The following is a 15,815-nucleotide window of genomic DNA, read 5'->3' as shown; positions in this document are numbered from 1 at the left end:
ACTCCAAAAGGAAGACCCGCTCAGCCAGTTCGCCCCCGCATCTCGAACCAGCGAAACAGGAACCAACCAGCCAAAGACAGCGCGGATGTCGCCAGGACAACCAGCGCCATGGTCTGTCCCGTCTGATCGCCCAGGTGGCTGATGGTTGCACTGGAAAGCATCCCCAGCCCGAACTGGCCGGCCACGAACATGGCCGCTGCCGCACCGGCGTTGTTCGGATAGCGGGCCATCAGCAAGCCGACACAGTTGGCGCCAAGCAGTCCGGTCATGCTGACCACGATGAACAAGCCGACGACGACCCCGGGCACCGCCTCGGCGACACCGCTCGCCACCCAGAGCAGCGTCGCGCCGAGCAGGCCGACACCGCTACCGACACCAGCCATCACCGACGCTCCCTGGCGCTTGACCAGGCGACTGTTGACATAGTTGGCGGCGAAAATACCCAGCGCATTGACTGCAAAAAGCAGGCTGAAAGCCAGCGGCGTGAACTTGTGCAAGTCAATGAAGTAGAACGGACTGCCGGTGATGTAGGCAAACATCGCCGCGAAGGACATGCCGCCGGCCAGCAACAGGCCGATGGCCACCGGATCGAGGAGCAGACTGCCATAGATGGCGAAGGAGCGGCCCAGCGACAGTTCGCCGCGCCGCTCGGGTGGCAGGGTTTCCGGCAGCCGGAACCAGACAATCAGCAAACTCGACAAGCCCCAGAGCAGGATGGCCGCAAAGGTACCGCGCCAGCCGAAACAGGCCAGCAACTGGCTACCCAGCAAGGGGGCCAGCAAGGGCGCGATGGCCGTCACCATCGCCATCAAGGACAGCTTGCGGATCGCCTCGGCCGGGGCGTAAACGTCGCGCAGGACTGCCCGCGCCAGCACCGAAGCGGCCCCGCCGCCCAGCGCCTGGATAAAGCGCGCGGCAATCAGCTGTTCCGCCGAAGTCGCCAGCATGCAGGCCAGGCTGGCCAGGACGAACAGGGAAATGCCGGTGAGCATCACCTTCCGCCGCCCGTAACGATCGGAAATCGGACCGTAGAACAGCATGCCCAGGGCGAAACCGGCAAGGAAGACGGTGATCGACAACTGCACGGCTTCCGGCGTCGCTGACAACCCCGCTGCGATCGCCGGCAAGGCCGGCAGGTAAAGATCGATGGCCAGTGGCCCGAAGGCCACCAGCGCCCCGAGCAGGAGAACGAGACGGCCCTCCCGGGGCAGGGTTGCGAGGTTGCCGGTCAATTACAGCCCGCCGAGCGCCAGGTACTTGGTTTCCATGTACTCGTCGAGACCGTGGCTGGAACCCTCACGGCCGATGCCGGAGAGCTTGACGCCGCCGAAGGGCGCGACCTCGGTCGAGATCAGGCCGGTGTTGACGCCGACCATGCCGTATTCGAGCTGCCTGGAAACGCGCCAGACGCGGCCGTGATCCTTGGAGAAGAAATAGGCGGCGAGACCGAATTCGGTGTCGTTGGCCATGTGCACCGCTTCGGCCTCGGTCCTGAAGCGGAACAGCGGCGCCACCGGCCCGAAGATTTCCTCCTTGGCCACCGCCATGCCGGCGGTCACATCGGCCAGGATGGTCGGCTCGAACCAGGTGCGGCCGAGCGCGTGGCGCTTGCCGCCGGTGACGACGCGGGCGCCCTTGGCGATGGCGTCCTCGACCAGTTCCTCGACCTTGTTGATCGCCGCATCGTCGATCAGCGGGCCTTGCGTGACGCCCTCCTCCATGCCGTTGCCGACCTTGAGCGCGGCGACCGCAGCCGCCAGCTTTTCGGCGAACAGGTCGTAGATGCCGTCCTGGACCAGGAAGCGGTTGGAACAGACGCAGGTCTGGCCGGCGTTGCGGTACTTGGAGGCGAGCGCACCGGCGACCGCGGCATCGACATCGGCGTCGTCGAAAACGATGAAAGGTGCGTTGCCGCCCAGCTCCAGCGACATTTTCTTGACCGTGCCTGCGCACTGCTGCATGAGCAGCTGGCCAATCGGCGTCGAGCCGGTGAAGGTCAGCTTGCGCACGATCGGGCTGGCCGTCATCACGCCGCCGATGGCGGAAGCCTTGCCGGTGACGACGCTGAACACGCCGGCCGGCACGCCGGCGCGCTCGGCCAGTTCGGCCAGCGCCAGGGCGGAGAGCGGCGTCTGCTCGGCCGGCTTGAGGACGATGGTGCAGCCGGCGGCCAGCGCCGGGGCGACCTTGCGCGTGATCATCGCCGACGGGAAATTCCACGGCGTGATCGCGGCACAGACGCCGACCGGCTCCTTGGTGACGACGATCTGGCGATCCTTGAACGGCGACGGAATGACCTCGCCGTAGGCGCGCTTGGCTTCCTCGGCGAACCACTCGACGTAGGCGGCGGCGTAGGCGATCTCGCCCTTGGCCTCGGCCAGCGGCTTGCCCTGCTCCGCCGTCATCAGGCGGCCGAGGTCGTCCTGGTTGGCCATCAGCAGGTCGAACCAGCGGCGCAGGATGCGCGCGCGCTCGGCGGCGGTGGTTTCGCGCCAGGTCTTCAGCGCCTTGTCGGCAGCCGCGATGGCGCGCTCGGTCTCGGCGGCGCCGCAGCGCGGCACGCTGGCGAGGGTTTCGCCGGTCGCCGGGTTGGTGACGGTCACGGTTTCGCCGCTATCGGCGCCAACCCAGGCGCCATTGATGTAGCAGGCCTGGCGCAGCAGGGAGGGGTCGTTCAATGCCAGCATGAGCTGTTCTCCTATGGATTTTTAGTAGGCGGCGCCGGTCTTGCCGGATTCCGCCTGCTTGAATTTGTCGGCCAGGGCGACCGCGGAATTGCGCAGCAGCAAGGCATCGACGCCGACCAGCAGGAAGCTGGCGCCGATCTGGCGGTAGGCTTCGGCGGCCGCCGGGTCGGCCGAGAACACGCCGGCCGCCTTGCCGGCGGCGGAAATCCTGCCAATTGCGGCGTTAACCGCTGCCTTGACCTCGGCATGGCCCGGATTGCCGAGATGGCCCATCGAGGCGGCGAGATCGGACGGGCCGATGAACACCGCATCGACGCCCTCGACCTTGAGGATGTCGTCGAGGCCGGCCAGGCCGGTGGTCGATTCAATCTGCACGATCAGGCACATTTCCTCGTCGGCGTGCGCAAAGTAACCTTCGACGCCGTTCCAGCGCGCGGCGCGGGCCATCGCCGTACCGACACCGCGGATGCCGTGCGGCGGATAGCGCATGGCACGCACCAGCTGCTCGGCCTGGGCGGCGGTTTCGACCATCGGCACCATCAGCGTCTGGGCGCCGCCGTCGAGCAGCTGCTTGATGCGGGCGACGTCGTGGTCGACGGTGCGCACGACCGGCTTGACCGGGTACGGCGCCAGCGCCTGCAGCTGGTCGATGATCGAACGCAGGTCGTTCGGACCGTGCTCGCCGTCGATCAGCAGCCAGTCGAAGCCGGTGGTGGCGACGATCTCGGCGGTGTAGGCGTTGGCCAGGCCGAGGAACAGGCCGATCTGCGTGTCGCCGGCGGCGAGCGCGCGCTTGAAGGTGTTGCGGGGCATGTTCACGGTCGACGCCTCCAAATCAGACAAAACGGCAGCTGATGTTGCCCAGCTGGCCATAATCGGCATGGAAGGTGTCGCCCTTGGCGACCTTGACCGGACGGGTGAACGAGCCAGCCAGGATGATCTGCCCCGGTTCGAGCGCCACGCCGTGCGGCGCGAACTTCTTCGCCAGCCAGGAAATGCCGTTGGCCGGGTGGTTGAGCACGCCAGCGGCAACGCCGGTTTCCTCGATGATGCCGTTGCGGTAGAGCAAGGCCGACACCCAGCGCAGGTCGAAATCGAGCGGCTTGACCGGGCGCCCGCCGAGGATGATGCCGACGTTGGCGGCATTGTCCGAGATGGTGTCCATGACCTTGCGCGGCCGCTTCGTTTCCGGATCGATGCGGTGGCAGCGGGCATCGATGATCTCGATCGCCGGCGTCACGTAGTCGGTCGCCGACAGCACGTCGAAGATGCTGACCTGGTCGCCTTCCAGGCGATCCTTGAGGATGAAGGCAAGCTCGACCTCGACCATCGGGTCGATGAAGCGCTCGACCGGAATCTCGGCTGCATCCTTGTACACCATCTCGTCGAGCAAGGTGCCGAAATCGGGTTCGTCGATCTGCGACGACATCTGCATGGCGCGCGAAGTCAGGCCGATCTTGTGGCCGACGACCTTCTGGCCCTCGGCCAGCTTCATCCCGACCCAGGCCTTCTGGATCGCATAGGCATCGGGAATGGTGATCTCCGGGTGATCGAGCGAAATCTGGCGCACCGGGCGGCGGGTCTTTTCGGCCTCGTGCAGACGGCGGGCGGCGGCTTCGATGATGTCCTGGCTGAGCATTGTTGTTACCTCTTGCTGGGGTTAGGTTTTCTTGTAGCGGGCGTGGATGTTGTTCTGCTTCCACGTGCCGGACTCGCTGAACTCGACGATTTCCATCGACAGCGCCAGCGTGCGTCTGGCGTAAACGGCGGCGAAGTGGTCGCAGATCATCGCGAACAGCGCGTCGCCGGCCTTCTTCTTGGCGTCTTCCGAGCGACCGGCGCCGATCTTCAGCGTGACGTGGACGAAAGCGTCGTCGGCAACGCCATCGGCGACACAGTAGTCGCGCAGCCAGATGGCGCGGGAGCGGATACCGCCGGTCGGGAACACCCCGCCCTGGTCGATCAGCACCTGGTTGGCCTTCATCAACAGGCTCGGCACGTCGCTTTCCGGCGTATCCAGGTTGGCGGTGATTTCAAAGATCAGGTGGGGCATTCCTTGCTCCTCGTATGTTTCAGGCAACCGGCAGGCTGACCACGACCTGGCCGGTACCCGAGCTTTCGAAATACGGGCAGACGATTTCGGCCTTGCCTTCGTACTTGTCCCAGCCCAGCGCGCCGAACAGCATGGCGGTGTCGTGCATCTTGCCTTCGCCGGTGCAGTACTCGGCGTATTCGGGCAGCATGCGCAGGAAGGTGGCCCACTGGCCTTCTTCCCAGAGTTGCAGGGCGCGCAGGTCGACCTGCTTGTTGAACTCGCGGCTGATCGTGTTGAACCCCTCCTCGACCAGGCGGTTTTCCCAGATCTGGTGCGACATCGAGCCGGAAGCGACGATGGCGACCTTGCTGTTGCTGCGGGCAACGGCCTTGGCCAGCGCTTCGCCGAGGATGCGCGACTCTTCCAGCGAGCCGAAGGTGCTCCAGCCGGCGATCGAGACGACCTTGATCCTGCCTTCCGGGTTCATGTAGCGCATCGGCAGGATGGTGCCGTATTCGAGGTCGAGCGACGGCACCCGGTGCGCGCGCGTCTTGACGCCCATGGCCGTGGCTTCCTCGGCGATCAGGTCGCCCAGTTCCGGGTTGCCCGGGAACTCGTAAGGCAGGTCCTGGATGAAGTGCGGGAACTCGTGGCTGGTGTAGTTGCCCTTGTGCACCGCGTTGTTGTTGATGTGATAGCCGGCGTTCACCAGCCAGTGCGTGTCGAACACGACGAAGGTATCGACCCCCAGCTCGAGCGCGCGACGTCCCAGCTCGCGCTCGGCATCGATGGCGGCCTGGCGGCAGCCGTGGGCCGGCCCCGGCTGTTCGGAAATCAGCATCGACGGCACGTGCGTGCACTTGATGGCCATGACGATTTCACCCATGAGTTTGTCTCCCTTGATGTTGGAATTTCAGGCTCTGTCGGGGGGTGACCGTGGCTTTTCGCTCTTAGACGGGGAATACGACGTTGATCTGGCCGGTGCCGGACGAACCGAAATACGGCGTGACCACTTCGGCCTTGCCCTGGTAGTCCTCGGCGCCGAGCACGCCGAGCAGCATCGCGGTGTCGTGCATCATGCCTTCGCCGTGGCACTTGACCGCGTACTCCGGCAACATGCCGCAGAAGGTCTTCCAGTCGCCGTTCTTCCACAGTTCGACGACGTGGTGGTCGACGCTTTCCAGGAATGGATCCCAGACCTTGTGCAGGAACTGGTCGGCGGTGCCGTTCTGGGCGAAGCGGTGCGACAGCGAGCCGGAGGCAAGCACGGCGACGGTGCCGTCGAATTTTTCCTCGATTGCCTTGCGCACGGCGCGGCCCAGTTCGATGGAATCGGCCAGGTCATGCACCGTACACAGCGCCGAGATGGACACCACCTTGAACTTCTTGTCCTCGTTCATGTAGCGCATCGGCACCAGGGTGCCGTACTCGAGCGCCAGGCTGGTCGCGTCGTGGGCGCGGGTATGCACGCCGGCGGCGGTCGCCGTCGCGGCGATGGCATGGCCGAGCGCCGGGCTGCCTTCATAGGCAAAGGGCATGTTCTTGATGAAGTGCGGCAGCTCGTTGGAGGTGTAGATGCCCTCCCAGCTCGGCGCACAGTTGATGTGGTAGCCGGAATTGACCAGCCAGTGCGTGTCGAAGACGACGATGGTGTCGACGTTCAGTTCACGCATGCGACGGGCGATCTCCTTGTGCCCGTCGATGGCGGCCTGGCGGCAGCCCTTGTGCGGCCCGTCGAGTTCCGACAGGTACATTGACGGCACGTGCGTGATCTTGGCGGCGAGTGCGAGTTTGCCCATGATTAGACTCCCCAACGCGGAATGTGATGGCTGCCGTAGGAGACGGCGATGTTCTTGGCTTCGCAGAACACTTCGTAGCTGTAGTGGTTGCCTTCGCGGCCGGTGCCGGAGGCTTTGGAACCGCCGAAGGGCTGGCGCAGGTCGCGGACGTTCTGGCTGTTGACGAAGGTCATGCCGGACTCGATGGCTTTGGCCAGACGGATGGCGCGACCGGTGTTGTTGGTCCACAGGTAGGACGAGAGGCCGTAGATGGTGTCGTTGGCGATCTGGATCGCCTCTTCTTCGGTCTTGAAGCGGATGATGCAAGGCACCGGCCCGAAGATTTCTTCCTGGGCGATGCGCATCTTGTTGTCGACGCCGGCGAACACCGTCGGCTGGACCCAGAAGCCGTTCCTGAACTTGTCGTCGACCACCGGCGTACCGCCGCCGAAGACGACTTCGGCGCCTTCCTGCTTGCCCAGTTCGATGTAGTAATTGACCTTTTCCTGATGCCCCCTGGAGATCATCGGACCAATGATGGTGCTCATGTCGGTCGGGTCGCCGACCTTGATCCTGGCGGCGCGGGCGGCGAAATCAGCGACGAACTTGTCGTAGATGCCGGCCTGGACGATGATCCGCGAACCGGCAGTGCACCGTTCCCCATTATTCGAGAAGATCATGAAGATGGCGGCGTCGAGGGCGCGTTCGTAGTCGGCGTCGTCGAAGATGATGAAGGGCGACTTGCCGCCCAGCTCCATCGAGAACTTCTTCAGGCCGGCCGACTTGACGATGCGGTTGCCGGTCGCGGTCGAGCCGGTGAAGGAGATCGAACGCACGTCCGGGTGGGCGACCAGCGGCTCGCCGGCGGTGTTGCCGAAACCATGGACGACGTTGAAGACGCCCGGCGGGATGCCGGCTTCGAGCGCCAGTTCGCCGAGGCGGTTGGCGGTCAGCGGCGACAGCTCGGACATCTTGAGCACGGCGGTGTTGCCGAAGGCCAGGCAGGGCGCAGTCTTCCAGGTCGCGGTCATGAACGGCACGTTCCACGGCGAGATCAGCGCGCAGACGCCGACCGGCTGCCACAGCGTGTAGTTGAGGTGGCCGGTGTCGGAATCGTAGGTTTCGCCGTGCATGTGCTGGATCAGCTCGGCGAAGTAGTTGAAGTTGTCGGAGGCACGCGGCACCAGCACCTTCTTGGTCTGATAGGTGACCTGGCCGGTATCGGCGGTTTCCATGTCGGCAATCGGCTCGACATTGGCGGCGATCAGCTCGCCCAGCTTGCGCACCAGGCGGGCGCGTTCCTTGACCGGCGTCGCGGCCCAGCCCGGGAAGGCCGCCTTGGCTGCCGCAACGGCGGCATTGACCTCGGCTTCGCCGCCGCTGGCGACGGTGTCGATCACTTCGCCGGTTGCCGGATTGACCGTTTCGAAGGTCTCCTTGCTGTCGACCTTCTGGCCGTTGATGATGTGCTTGATCATGGGGTTCTCGCTTTCTTTAAACGGGGGCGAACCAGGTCTGGTCGTCGACGATGGTGTTGACCAGACAGCAGATGTTTTCGACTTCGGTTTCGATGACATCGCCCGGCTTGACGTCGGCCAGGCCTTCCGGCGTGCCGGTCAGGATCACGTCGCCCGGATTCAGGGTCATGAAGGACGACAGATATTCGATCAGGGTCGGGATGTCGAAGATCATGTCGGCGGTCGTGCCTTCCTGCGTCGTCTTGCCGTTGACGCGGGTGCTCAGCTTGAGCGCGCCCGGATTCGGCAGATCGGCGGCATCGACCAGCCACGGGCCGAGCGGCGTGCAGGCATCGCGGTTCTTGACGCGCAGGTTAGGCCGGTAATAGTTCTCGAGGTAGTCGCGGATGGCGTAGTCGTTGGCCACGGTGTAGCCGGCGACGATGTCCATGGCGTCGGCCTTGGCGACGTTCTTGCCGGTCTTGCCGATGACCACGGCCAGCTCGCACTCGTAGTGCATGTAGGTGGCGTCGGCCGGGCGGCGCGTCTTGGCGTTGTGGCCGGTGATGGTGTTCGGCCCCTTGAGAAAGACGAGCGGCACTTCCGGCGCCTTGAAGGCAAGTTCCCTGGCGTGGTCGGCGTAATTCAGGCCGAGCGCGAAGACGGTGCCGACTTCGACCGGCGGCAGCCACTGGAAATCGCCCTCCTGGAGCAGTCGACCGTCAGCAAGACGGACACGGCCGCTGTCTTCGGTGACCTGATGGACGGCGCCGTTGTAACTGATACGACCGTGCTTCATGCGGCGACTCCTTCGGCAATCGTGAAATGCAGGCTGCCCAGGCCTTCGGCGCTGATGCGGACGGTACTGCCGATCCCGGCCTGGGGCGCCTGGTAGCGCACGCCGACGAGCAGCACGTCGCCGGCGTTCAGGGTCATCCATTCCGAGACGTCGGCCAGCAACTGCGCCGGCGGCCGGATCAGGTCGTCGAGCGGACGCCGGTCAACGACGGCGCCGTCGATCTCGGTAACCAGGATCAGGCCGGCGATGTCGACCAGCGGCTTGACCTCGGACAGCGGCAGCGAGCCGTCGAAGCATTTCTCGCGGATCGCCGGCCGGTAGTAGCTGGCGTGCGGCAGGCTGAGGTCGGCGGCGAGCACCAGGCCGGCAACGTGGGCCAGTGCCTGGTCGGCCTGCAGCCGGGCGGCGGCACAACCGATCACCAGGCCGACGGTCGCGGCGACCTCGACCGTTTTTGCCGCTGGCGGCAGGTTGACCGTGGTCGTCGCAGCGCAGGCGCAGCGGGTATTCGCCGGCTTGAGATAAAGCACGGGAGCTTGCGGCGCGCCCTTGTAGGGCGCCTCCTCGAGCGAGCCGATTCGATGCACGGAGACGGCGTCGTTGAGGATGACGCCATAGACCGTGCCGCGGGGGAAAGCGTTGATCATTGTTGCGAACTCCGCTCAGCCGATCCAGTGGACCAGGCCGAGACACATGACAGGGAAAAACACGAGGGCGACGATACGGATGAAGTCGGAGGCCAGGAAAGGCAGCACGCCGGCGATGGTCTCGCGCATCGGCACTTCCCTCGCCTGCTTGTTCACCACGTAGAGGTTCATGCCCATCGGCGGCGTGACCAGGCCGATTTCGACGACCATCAGCGCGAGAATGCCGAACCAGATGGACTTGTCCTCAACCGGCATGCCGAAGAAATCGAGGCCCATCACCATCGGGTAGAAAATCGGGATGGTCAGCAGGATCATCGCCAGCGAATCCATCACGCAGCCGAGCACGACGTAGATGACGATGATCGCGGTCAGCACCAGCAGTGCCGGCAGGCCGCTCTGCTGCACCCAGGTCGCCAGTTCGGTCGGCATCTGCGACAGGGCCAGGCTGGAATTGAGCAGGTCGGCACCGATCAGGACCATGAAGATCATGCCGGTGGCGTGCGCCGTGCCATAGACGCTCTCCAGGAAGTCCTTGAAACGCATGCCGCCGGTCAGCGCCGCGATCAATCCGCAGGCGGCGGCGCCGATCGACGCCGCTTCGGTCGGATTCGCCCAGCCGCCGTAGATGCCGACGATGACCACCAGGAAGACGAGGAGGACGGGAATGATGTTGACCTGCGCCTTGAGCATCTCGGCGAACGGCGCGCGCTTCCCGGCCGGCCCGGCAGCCGGGTCGCGCCGGACGACAAGGGCGATGACCAGCATGTAGCCGAGGGCGGCAATGACGCCCGGGACAACGGCGGCGACAAACAGCTTGCCGATCGACTCCTGGGTCAGCACGGCGTAGATGACCAGCGGCACCGACGGCGGAATCATGATGCCGAGGGTTCCCGAGGCGGCCAGCGTTGCCGTCGACAGCTTGCCGGAATAGCCGTGTTCCTTGAGTTCGGGCAAGGCCACCCGCCCCATCGTCGCGGCGGTCGCCAGCGAGGAACCGCAGATCGCGCCGAAGGCCGCACAGGCTGCCGTCGAGGCCATCGCCAGGCCACCGCGCCAGTGCCCGATGAGGGTGCTGGCGGCACGGAAAAGCGCCTTCGACAAGCCGCCATGGGTGGCAAACTGGCCCATCAGGATGAACAGCGGAATCACCGCCAGGTCGTAATTCGAAACCCGGGCATAGACCAGGTTGTTCAGGGTGTACAACAGGGACGCGGTTTCGCCCTGGTTGATCACCAGATAGATGCCGGCCCCCGTGATGAACATCGCAATTGCAATATGCACACGCACCGCCAGCATCGCCAGCAAGGCGCCGAAGCCGATCAGGCCGATCGTGGTACCACTCATGCTTTCATCTCCGGAACGCGCTTGCCCGGATGAAACGAGGCATAGGCACGATAAAAGGCGCAGACAGCCATCAACGCGATGCCGGGAATCAGCAGCGCAGTCGGAATCCACAGCGGCAGCGAGACCAGGGTCGTCACCTCCCCCGACTCGTAGATCGAGATGGCGGACAGCGTCGTCCGCCAGACCAGCAGAACGGCGACGCCACCGAGCACCAGCTCGGCGACGCCGTCGATCAGGTGTTTCAGGGAGTCGCGCATGTTCTCGGTGAAGAAGTCGACCTTGATGTGCTCGCCGAGCAGCGTGCAGTACGGCAGGAAAGCCGTCGCTGCGACAGCCGTGCCGGCCTGCATCAGTTCGATATCGCCATTGACCGAGCCGAAACCGAGCTTGCGGCCGATGATCGAGACCAGCGACATGGCGATCAGGGCGACGAACAACATGCCGCCGGAAATCGCCATCGCCTTGCCCGCCATGATCAGGTAGTGCTCGACCTTGTCGTGCTCCACCAGTTCATGCGGTATGCCCATCGGATCTTGCATGACTAACCCCTGTTGCCTGAAATGCCGTTACTTGCCGGTTGCCGTGAGTTCGCGGGCGGCAGCGATCAGCTTGTGGCCGTCCAGCCCCTTTTCACCGACCTGCTTTGCCCACTCCTCATCGACCGAGTCGGTGGCACGCTTCATCGCCTCGACCTGGGTCGCGCTGAAGGTGGTGATCTTGTTGCCCTGGGCGGCGATGCGCTTCTTGGTATCGGCAGCGACCTCGTCGAACATCGCACCGAACTTGCCGACCATGACTTCACCCGTGGTCTTGTCGACGATCGCCTTGAGATCGGCCGGCAGCGACTCGTACTTCTGCTTGTTCATCAGCACGGTGAGCACGGTGGCGGTCGGGTAGGCGACGCCCTCGGCCGGCTGAGCATGGAACTTCGTGACCTCGGACAGCTTGGTCGGATAGACCAGCTCCCAGGCACCAAGCGAACCATCGACCACGCCCTTGGCGATCGCTTCGGTCACCTGGGCCGGCGGCATGGCCACCGGCTGCCCGCCGAGCGCGGCCAGGGTCTTGGCGCCAACGCGGGTCGAGGTGCGCAGCTTGAGACCCGAGAAACCGGTCAGGCCGGCCACTTCGCGCTTCGAGGTATGCACGGCCTGGCCGCCGTCGGTATGGAAGGCAAGCACCTTGTAGGCGGCGAATTCCTGCTGGGCGTGCTGCTGGTAGTACTTCCACAGCGCCTTCGAGCTCGAACTCGCATCCTTGACCATGAACGGCAGCTCGAATGCCTCGATCGCCGGGAAACGACCGGCGGAATAGCCCGGACCGGTCCACACCACGTCGGCCACGCCGTTCTTGACCTGGTCGGCCAGCTGGGCCGGCGTACCACCGAGCTGCATGGCCGGATAGAACTGGCACTTGATGCGATTGTTGGAAAGCTTGCCCATTTCATCGCACCAGGGTTGCAACACCTTCTGCTGGGTCGGCGCGGCCGAAGGCAGGAAGTGCGCGATCTTGAAGGTGACTTCCTGAGCCTGCGCAGACAGAGCGACTGCAGCAAACACGCCAGCGGCAGCAATGTGACGGTAGTTCATTCGACATCTCCTCTTCAGTGTGGTCGTGCCACGTTTATTAACATGTTAGTGATCAAATTAAATCACTACTATGTTAGTGAGTCAACAGGTGCAACGCATTTATCGTTGTGATTATTGCCGGGCACGTTCGCGCCCGGCACGGCCTCAGACGCGCTTGAACAGCGGGCTGCGGATCTGCTGGGCGTCGGCGGCCGAGAAGAACTTCTCGGTGTAGATGTCGCGCTCGAACAGGCGGCCCTGCATCAGGGTGGTGATGCAGGCTTCGATCATCACCGGCGGCCCGCACAGGTAGGCCTTGTGGCCGCGGAAGTCGTTGTCGAAATGCGCCTTGGCGGCGTCGTGGACGAAGCCGCGGAAGCCGCTCCAGCCGCTGTCGGCCGGCTCGTCGTTAAGGGCCGGGACATAGGTGAAATTGGGACGTTTCGCGGCCAGGTCGAGGAATTCCTGGTGGTAGTAGAGCTCGCCCTGGTTGCGCGCGCCGTAGACCAGCGTGATCGGCAGTTCGCTGCCCTCTTCCAGCAGATCGAGAATCATCGAACGTGGGCTGGACAGGCCGGAGCCGCCGGCCATGAACAGGGACGGCACCTTGGCCGACTTGTGCACGAAGAAGCGGCCGTAGGGGCCGGAGACGGTGATCCGGTCGCCGACCTTGAGTTCGTTGTGGATCCAGGTCGTGCCGACGCCGCCGGGGACGATGCGGATGTTCAGTTCGATCTCGTCACCGGTCGACGGCGAATTGGCGAGCGAAAAGGCGCGGTGGCCCAGATCGTTCGGCAGGTTGAAATTGACGTACTGGCCGGCCTGAAAATCGAGCGCCTCGTCGAGCTTGAGCCAGATGCCCTTGATGGTCGGCGTCAGGTTCTCGATGCGGCTGACCACGCCCGGGAAGTCCTTGACCGGAATGTCGCGCGCGTCTTCGTCGATTTCCATCTCGACTTCGATCGCGGTGTCGGCTTCGAGCGTGGCGCAGCAGGCCAGCGCCTTGCCCTCTTCGCGCTCGTAGTCCATCAGCGCGAAGCTGGAGGAGTTCTGGTGGTCGACTTCGCCGTCGGTGATGCAAACCTTGCAGGTGGCGCAGTAGCCCTGGCCGCAGGCATGCGGCAGGTAGATGCCGGCGCGCAGCGCGGCGTCGAGGATGGTCTGGCCGTCTTCGACCTCGATGGTCCGGCCGAGCGGCTCGATGCTCAGTTCATAGCTCATGTTCTTGTCTCCGCGGGGTCAATGCGGGCTACCGCGCCTGCCGGCGCGGTGCCCTGCTTGTTGTTAGTAGCCGGTACCGGCGATGCCATCGAGGCCCGGCGTGCGGAAGCGGATCAGGTCCTTGTGGCCGATGCCGTTTTCCTTGAGGCTCTTGTTGCGATCCGGCGTGAACGGCGTGTTGCCGTTCTGCCAGACGACCGTGTTCCAGTCGATCTGTTTCCAGTCCGGGTGGTAGCTGAAGCAGTCGGTCATGTACTGGTCGACGATCACCGAGAACGGGGTTTCCGGCGGCAGCGCCAGCACGAAGGGACGCGAGAACATGCGGTGACGTTCCCAGTTGATGTACAGCAACTGCTTGCCCTTGTAGTTCTCGACCGCGTCGCGCGACTTGACCTCGTACGGGGCCAGGGTTTTCAGGTGGCTCATGGCTGTCTCCTCAGTTCTTGGTGGCCTGTTCGCGCCAGGCGGCAAAGTTCTTCTGGTCCTCGGAACCGTTGAAGTCGCCAAGCGCGCGCTTGTCGAGCTTCCAGTAGTCGAGCATGTTCTGGCCCGGCTTGAAGTCGGCGGCATTGACGTCGGTGCCGTCCGGCTCGCAGTTGCCCTGCAGCACCTGGTGCGAGGAGATGAAGGTCTGGATGTACTTCTCCGGCTCGTTGTCGAAGATTTCCTGGCAATGATCGGAGCAGAAGTGGAATTTCTCTCCCTGATAGGTCGACTCGCGGAAACACATCTCCATCGGGTCGCCCGGTTCGTTGAACTTGATGGTGCTGACGCAGACCTGGCAGTTCATCGGCGCGGTCTTGTTGTCGAAGCGGTTGCCGGCCTTTTCCTGGGCATCGAGGTACTCGAGCACCGGACGGTAGTACTTGTCGAAGGTGTTGGGGTACTTCTCGGACAGCCAGTCCATTTCGTCCGGCGTCGGGATCCAGGTGTGGAAGGGCGTCGCCTGCGGCTTCATGTAGAAACCGATCCACGACTGGTGGGTGACGTGTTCCTTTTCCTCGATGGTCTGGCCGAAGCACTTCGGAATGGTGATGCCGTAGCGGGCGAGGTCCTTGAACAGCGCGCCGCCGTTTTCCTCGACGTACATTTCCCAGGCTTCCTTGAAGCTCATGATGCGCTTGGGCAGCATGTAATCCATCATCATGCCGACCGAAGCGAGCTTGCGCGTGCCGCGCCAAGTCCATTTGTCGATCCAGCGCTGGACGATGGGCAGGTTGTCCGGGTCCTGCTCGAGCATGAACTTGATGCATTCGAGGCCGAGCGTCATGTGACGCGCTTCGTCGGACTGCGCCGAGAAGCCGACGGTCATCGCCGCCATGTCGCCGTTGTAGGCGGCACCGGAGATGAACGGCACGAACAGGATGTTGGTCAGCACGTATTCGAAGGCGAAGCCGATGGCGACCATGAATTCGAACGGGCCGGCGGTGATCGCGTCGTCGAAGAAGGACTTGCCGTCCGACAGGTACCACATGCGGGATTGCTGGTGGGCGAACTCGTCCATCCCGTTGTAGTACTTGTTGTAGTTCGAGATCGAGTGGATCTGCGTCTGGAAGTGACGGTACTCGTCGACCGCCTGCATCTGGCAGGCGACGCGCGGACCAGCGCCCTGCATGTGGCGGCCCATCATCGAGAAGCCGCGCGCGGCCATCAGCTCCAGCGGCGGCGTCGAGCCGAGGAAGAGCTTGAGCACGTTCATGTAGCGCGCATCGGTGACCGACAGGTGGCCGTTGTTCTGGTTGAAGCCATCGAGGATGGCGTACAGCTTGCGCTCCTTCTCGGCCTGGTACTTCCAGTAGGCGTCCATGGTCAGGCGGAAGGGATCTTCCCACTTGTCCCAGTCGTGGATCTTGATGCCCTCGTAGGCGGTCTGCGGGAAAACCTTGTCCATCGGCTGGTAGGTCGTGTCCCACGCGAGATCGCGGGTCATCAGGGTGTAGCGCTCCTTGAGGCCGAGCTTCTTGGCGACTTTCATATCCATGGTGTTCTCTCCTTGGCGGCCGGAATCAGGAATTCCAGCTCAGGGTGAATTCGTCGTCGGTCTCGTCGAGGTGACCGGAGATGGTGATCAGGTGCAACTGCAGTTCCTGCAGGTCGAAGCTGCGACCCATCTTTTCCTCGACGGTCTCGCGCTTGATGACCAGGCGGTTGGGCACGTCGATCTTCACCATCGACGGCTGGTCGTCGACCATGGCGTTCGGGTTGTCCTCGAGGATGGCTTCGACGATGCAGCGGGATTCTTCGTTCTTCTGGAAGGCGATGAAGGCGTTGGACATGCG

The 15,815-nt window shown here is 63.9% G+C and carries 17 protein-coding genes; all 17 read right to left on the bottom strand.

Translation table 11 applies throughout. The features are described from left to right. Positions 1 to 20: 20 nt before the first annotated feature. Complete coding sequence (locus DFR40_RS02985; protein WP_121457008.1) at positions 21 to 1,232, bottom strand: multidrug effflux MFS transporter; 1,212 nt, start codon at positions 1,230 to 1,232, stop codon at positions 21 to 23. Beyond that, positions 1,233 to 2,687: an NAD-dependent succinate-semialdehyde dehydrogenase gene (locus DFR40_RS02980; RefSeq protein WP_121457007.1), complete on the bottom strand. Its 1,455-nt coding sequence runs from the start codon at positions 2,685 to 2,687 to the stop codon at positions 1,233 to 1,235. A gap of 21 nt (positions 2,688 to 2,708) precedes the next feature. Then, the gene (locus DFR40_RS02975) at positions 2,709 to 3,500 is read right to left on the bottom strand and encodes an aldolase/citrate lyase family protein (RefSeq protein WP_245985607.1); all 792 of its coding nucleotides are present in this window, start codon (positions 3,498 to 3,500) and stop codon (positions 2,709 to 2,711) included. 22 nt (positions 3,501 to 3,522) lie between these two features. Beyond that, the gene (gene hpaH / locus DFR40_RS02970) at positions 3,523 to 4,326 is read right to left on the bottom strand and encodes a 2-oxo-hept-4-ene-1,7-dioate hydratase (RefSeq protein WP_121457006.1); all 804 of its coding nucleotides are present in this window, start codon (positions 4,324 to 4,326) and stop codon (positions 3,523 to 3,525) included. 21 nt (positions 4,327 to 4,347) lie between these two features. Next, the gene (locus DFR40_RS02965; protein WP_121457005.1) at positions 4,348 to 4,740 is read right to left on the bottom strand and encodes a 5-carboxymethyl-2-hydroxymuconate Delta-isomerase; all 393 of its coding nucleotides are present in this window, start codon (positions 4,738 to 4,740) and stop codon (positions 4,348 to 4,350) included. A 19-nt stretch (positions 4,741 to 4,759) separates the two neighbouring features. Further along, positions 4,760 to 5,608 carry a 3,4-dihydroxyphenylacetate 2,3-dioxygenase gene (hpaD, locus tag DFR40_RS02960; protein WP_121457004.1) on the bottom strand — a complete coding sequence of 283 codons (849 nt, stop codon included), beginning with the start codon at positions 5,606 to 5,608 and terminating at the stop codon, positions 4,760 to 4,762. 64 nt (positions 5,609 to 5,672) lie between these two features. Beyond that, a complete protein-coding gene (hpaD, locus tag DFR40_RS02955) occupies positions 5,673 to 6,521 on the bottom strand; it encodes a 3,4-dihydroxyphenylacetate 2,3-dioxygenase (protein ID WP_121457003.1) in 849 nt (282 codons plus the stop codon). A 2-nt stretch (positions 6,522 to 6,523) separates the two neighbouring features. Then, the gene (hpaE, locus tag DFR40_RS02950; protein WP_121457002.1) at positions 6,524 to 7,978 is read right to left on the bottom strand and encodes a 5-carboxymethyl-2-hydroxymuconate semialdehyde dehydrogenase; all 1,455 of its coding nucleotides are present in this window, start codon (positions 7,976 to 7,978) and stop codon (positions 6,524 to 6,526) included. Positions 7,979 to 7,994: 16 nt separating this feature from the next. Continuing rightward, positions 7,995 to 8,756, bottom strand: coding sequence for a fumarylacetoacetate hydrolase family protein (locus tag DFR40_RS02945; protein ID WP_121457001.1), 762 nt, complete (start codon positions 8,754 to 8,756; stop codon positions 7,995 to 7,997). Then, entirely contained in the window at positions 8,753 to 9,403 is a 651-nt protein-coding gene (locus DFR40_RS02940; RefSeq protein ID WP_121457000.1) for a fumarylacetoacetate hydrolase family protein, read from the bottom strand. The genes DFR40_RS02945 and DFR40_RS02940 overlap by 4 nt, the downstream gene beginning before the upstream one ends. Positions 9,404 to 9,418: 15 nt before the next feature. After that, on the bottom strand, positions 9,419 to 10,747 hold the full coding sequence (locus DFR40_RS02935) for a TRAP transporter large permease (RefSeq protein WP_121456999.1): 1,329 nt from the start codon (positions 10,745 to 10,747) through the stop codon (positions 9,419 to 9,421). Next, entirely contained in the window at positions 10,744 to 11,286 is a 543-nt protein-coding gene (locus DFR40_RS02930) for a TRAP transporter small permease (protein ID WP_121456998.1), read from the bottom strand. Before DFR40_RS02930 ends, DFR40_RS02935 begins: the two co-directional genes overlap by 4 nt. A 27-nt stretch (positions 11,287 to 11,313) precedes the next feature. Beyond that, complete coding sequence (locus tag DFR40_RS02925) at positions 11,314 to 12,336, bottom strand: TRAP transporter substrate-binding protein (protein WP_121456997.1); 1,023 nt, start codon at positions 12,334 to 12,336, stop codon at positions 11,314 to 11,316. A 144-nt stretch (positions 12,337 to 12,480) separates the two neighbouring features. Continuing rightward, on the bottom strand, positions 12,481 to 13,536 hold the full coding sequence (locus tag DFR40_RS02920) for an NADH:ubiquinone reductase (Na(+)-transporting) subunit F (protein ID WP_121456996.1): 1,056 nt from the start codon (positions 13,534 to 13,536) through the stop codon (positions 12,481 to 12,483). 63 nt (positions 13,537 to 13,599) lie between these two features. After that, positions 13,600 to 13,962 carry a phenol hydroxylase subunit P4 gene (locus tag DFR40_RS02915; RefSeq protein ID WP_121456995.1) on the bottom strand — a complete coding sequence of 121 codons (363 nt, stop codon included), beginning with the start codon at positions 13,960 to 13,962 and terminating at the stop codon, positions 13,600 to 13,602. Between the two features lie 10 nt (positions 13,963 to 13,972). Beyond that, positions 13,973 to 15,517 carry a YHS domain-containing protein gene (locus DFR40_RS02910; protein WP_121456994.1) on the bottom strand — a complete coding sequence of 515 codons (1,545 nt, stop codon included), beginning with the start codon at positions 15,515 to 15,517 and terminating at the stop codon, positions 13,973 to 13,975. Positions 15,518 to 15,542: 25 nt separating this feature from the next. Further along, the gene (locus DFR40_RS02905) at positions 15,543 to 15,812 is read right to left on the bottom strand and encodes an MmoB/DmpM family protein (RefSeq protein ID WP_121456993.1); all 270 of its coding nucleotides are present in this window, start codon (positions 15,810 to 15,812) and stop codon (positions 15,543 to 15,545) included. Between the last annotated feature and the right edge of the window lie 3 nt (positions 15,813 to 15,815).

Origin of the sequence: Azonexus fungiphilus (assembly GCF_003634965.1) — a bacterium.
GTDB classification, from domain to species: Bacteria; Pseudomonadota; Gammaproteobacteria; order Burkholderiales; family Rhodocyclaceae; genus Azonexus; species Azonexus fungiphilus.
The sequence above is the reverse complement of the archived record's forward strand: the minus strand, read 5'-3'. Positions and strand labels throughout refer to the sequence as shown.

Excerpts from the sequence above, each read along its gene's own strand:
- DFR40_RS02905 (WP_121456993.1), bottom strand. The coding sequence starts at position 15,812 with ATGTCCAACGCCTTCATCGCCTTCCAGAAGAACGAAGAATCCCGCTGC.
- hpaE (WP_121457002.1), bottom strand. The coding sequence starts at position 7,978 with ATGATCAAGCACATCATCAACGGCCAGAAGGTCGACAGCAAGGAGACC.
- DFR40_RS02915 (WP_121456995.1), bottom strand. The coding sequence starts at position 13,962 with ATGAGCCACCTGAAAACCCTGGCCCCGTACGAGGTCAAGTCGCGCGAC.
- hpaD (WP_121457003.1), bottom strand. The coding sequence starts at position 6,521 with ATGGGCAAACTCGCACTCGCCGCCAAGATCACGCACGTGCCGTCAATG.
- DFR40_RS02945 (WP_121457001.1), bottom strand. The coding sequence starts at position 8,756 with ATGAAGCACGGTCGTATCAGTTACAACGGCGCCGTCCATCAGGTCACC.
- DFR40_RS02965 (WP_121457005.1), bottom strand. The coding sequence starts at position 4,740 with ATGCCCCACCTGATCTTTGAAATCACCGCCAACCTGGATACGCCGGAA.
- hpaH (WP_121457006.1), bottom strand. The coding sequence starts at position 4,326 with ATGCTCAGCCAGGACATCATCGAAGCCGCCGCCCGCCGTCTGCACGAG.
- DFR40_RS02940 (WP_121457000.1), bottom strand. The coding sequence starts at position 9,403 with ATGATCAACGCTTTCCCCCGCGGCACGGTCTATGGCGTCATCCTCAAC.
- hpaD (WP_121457004.1), bottom strand. The coding sequence starts at position 5,608 with ATGGGTGAAATCGTCATGGCCATCAAGTGCACGCACGTGCCGTCGATG.
- DFR40_RS02930 (WP_121456998.1), bottom strand. The coding sequence starts at position 11,286 with ATGCAAGATCCGATGGGCATACCGCATGAACTGGTGGAGCACGACAAG.
- DFR40_RS02920 (WP_121456996.1), bottom strand. The coding sequence starts at position 13,536 with ATGAGCTATGAACTGAGCATCGAGCCGCTCGGCCGGACCATCGAGGTC.
- DFR40_RS02980 (WP_121457007.1), bottom strand. The coding sequence starts at position 2,687 with ATGCTGGCATTGAACGACCCCTCCCTGCTGCGCCAGGCCTGCTACATC.
- DFR40_RS02925 (WP_121456997.1), bottom strand. The coding sequence starts at position 12,336 with ATGAACTACCGTCACATTGCTGCCGCTGGCGTGTTTGCTGCAGTCGCT.
- DFR40_RS02935 (WP_121456999.1), bottom strand. The coding sequence starts at position 10,747 with ATGAGTGGTACCACGATCGGCCTGATCGGCTTCGGCGCCTTGCTGGCG.
- DFR40_RS02910 (WP_121456994.1), bottom strand. The coding sequence starts at position 15,517 with ATGGATATGAAAGTCGCCAAGAAGCTCGGCCTCAAGGAGCGCTACACC.
- DFR40_RS02975 (WP_245985607.1), bottom strand. The coding sequence starts at position 3,500 with ATGCCCCGCAACACCTTCAAGCGCGCGCTCGCCGCCGGCGACACGCAG.